The organism is Oscillibacter sp. (assembly GCF_032060045.1).
In the GTDB taxonomy this organism is placed as follows: domain Bacteria; phylum Bacillota; class Clostridia; order Oscillospirales; family Oscillospiraceae; genus Oscillibacter.
In genome coordinates, this window is the sequence record NZ_DAMBZJ010000034.1 from 13640 (window position 1) to 15548 (window position 1909).

A 1909-nucleotide genomic window follows, 5' to 3' on the forward strand; every position below is an offset into this window, starting at 1 on the left:
GGCGTGTTTGACGTGAGCCGCCAGACCTACGTATAAGTGCAGCGGCACGCAAATCAATTCCGCCGCGCGGACAAGGGCGCAAGCTTTTGTCCGCGCGGCTTTTTTCCCTCCGTGCGCGGCGCCAAGAATTACTCCTTCTCCCGCCGCTCCAGCGGTCATTTTGACGAAAATGCAGGAAAATCATTTCTTCCGCCATTTTTATCTTTTCATACGGATTATTTTGTGCTACATTAAAACACAAGTTTAAAAAGGCCCGCCGCCAAAACAGCGGGTTTGGGAGGGATTTTTATGATTACACTGCACTCCTCGGGTGTATTTCTGTCCGGTGGCGTTCCCTGTGAAACTGCGTCTGTTTCCCCAGCGGAAGGGCGCAGACGCACTCTGTCCTGGTCCATCCTGCAAAGCCACAATCAATCCGGCGACGAGAACAAACTGCGTCTCCGCTTTGACGCAATGGTCTCCCACGACATCACCTACGTGGGGATTCTCCAGCAGGCCCGGGCCTCCGGAATGAGGGAATTTCCCCTGCCTTACGCCCTGACCAACTGCCACAACAGTTTGTGCGCCGTGGGCGGCACCATCAACGGGGACGACCACGCCTTCGGTCTTTCCGCCGCGAAGAAATACGGCGGCATCTACGTTCCCGCCAACCAGAGTGTCATCCATTCCTACGCGCGGGAGCAGCTTGCAGGTTGTGGGAAAATGATTCTCGGCTCCGATTCCCACACGCGGTATGGCGCTTTGGGTACCATGGGCGTGGGAGAGGGTGGGCCAGAGCTGTGCAAGCAGCTTTTAAAGGACACCTGGGACGGAGATTATCCCGAAATCGTTCTGGTCTGGCTTACCGGCGCGCCGAAAACGGGAGTCGGACCCCACGACGTGGCGCTTGCACTGATCAAAGCCACGTTTGAGCAGGGGTTTGTCCGCAACCGGGTACTGGAGTTTGCGGGACCGGGCATTGCATCCCTCCCCATGGACTATCGTAACGGCGTGGACGTGATGACCACGGAAACGGCCTGCCTTTCCTCCGTTTGGGAGACAGACGATCAGGTAAAACAATTTTACGAGATTCATGGACGGGCCGGGGAATATCGGTCCTTGTCCCCCGGCGAGGGCGCGTACTATGACCGGATGGTTTCCATCGACCTTGACGCGGTGGAACCGATGCTTGCTCTGCCCTTCCACCCGTCCAACGCCTATCCCATCCGGGAGTTTTTGGACAATGCCACCGACATTCTCTCAGCGGTGGAGGCTGAAGCAAAGCAGCGCTGGCCCAAGGCAAGTCCCCGCCTTTTGGATAAAATCCATGACGGCGGTGTATGGGCCAATCAGGGCATCGTGGCAGGCTGCGCGGGTGGCCTGTTCGACAACATCACCGCCGCCGCCGACATTCTGCGCGGCGGCACGGAGGGCAGTGATTTCTCTCTCAGCGTCTATCCCACCAGCGTGCCTGTGAGCCTTGCCCTGACCCGGGCCGGGGTTTCCGCAGCGTTGCTGGAAGCGGGGGCGGTTTTAAAACCCAGCTTCTGCGGCCCCTGCTTCGGCGCAGGAGATGTACCCGCCAACAACGCCCTCAGCCTGCGGCACACCACCCGCAACTTCCCCAACCGGGAGGGCAGCAAGCCCGGCGAGGGGCAGTTTGCAGCAGTGTGTCTGATGGACGCCCGATCCATCGCCGCCACCGCCCGGAACGGCGGTAAAATCACCCCGGCCACGGAAGAAACATTCGACCTGCATCCCCTTTCCTATGCGTTTGACCCGGCTCCTTATGAAAAGCGGGTGTACAACGGCGTAGGCCGTCCCCTGCCGGAGACCGAGCTTGTGATGGGGCCCAATATTACCGACTGGCCCGTCATTCAGCCCCCGGCGGAAAATTTGCTGGTGGAACTGGCGGCGGTTTTACGGGACG

The 1909-nt window shown here is 59.3% G+C and carries 2 protein-coding genes; one reads left to right on the forward strand and one right to left on the reverse strand.

Translation table 11 applies throughout. From position 1 onward, the window contains the following. A partial coding sequence (locus RT018_RS12785) for a hypothetical protein (protein ID WP_312942580.1) occupies nucleotides 1-241 on the reverse strand: 241 nt, incomplete at its 3' end. Nucleotides 242-288: 47 nt separating this feature from the next. On the opposite strand from RT018_RS12785, the gene RT018_RS12790 reads away from it, so the two are divergent. Continuing rightward, on the forward strand, nucleotides 289-1909 hold a 1621-nt coding region (locus RT018_RS12790; protein ID WP_312942581.1), incomplete at its 3' end, for a hydratase.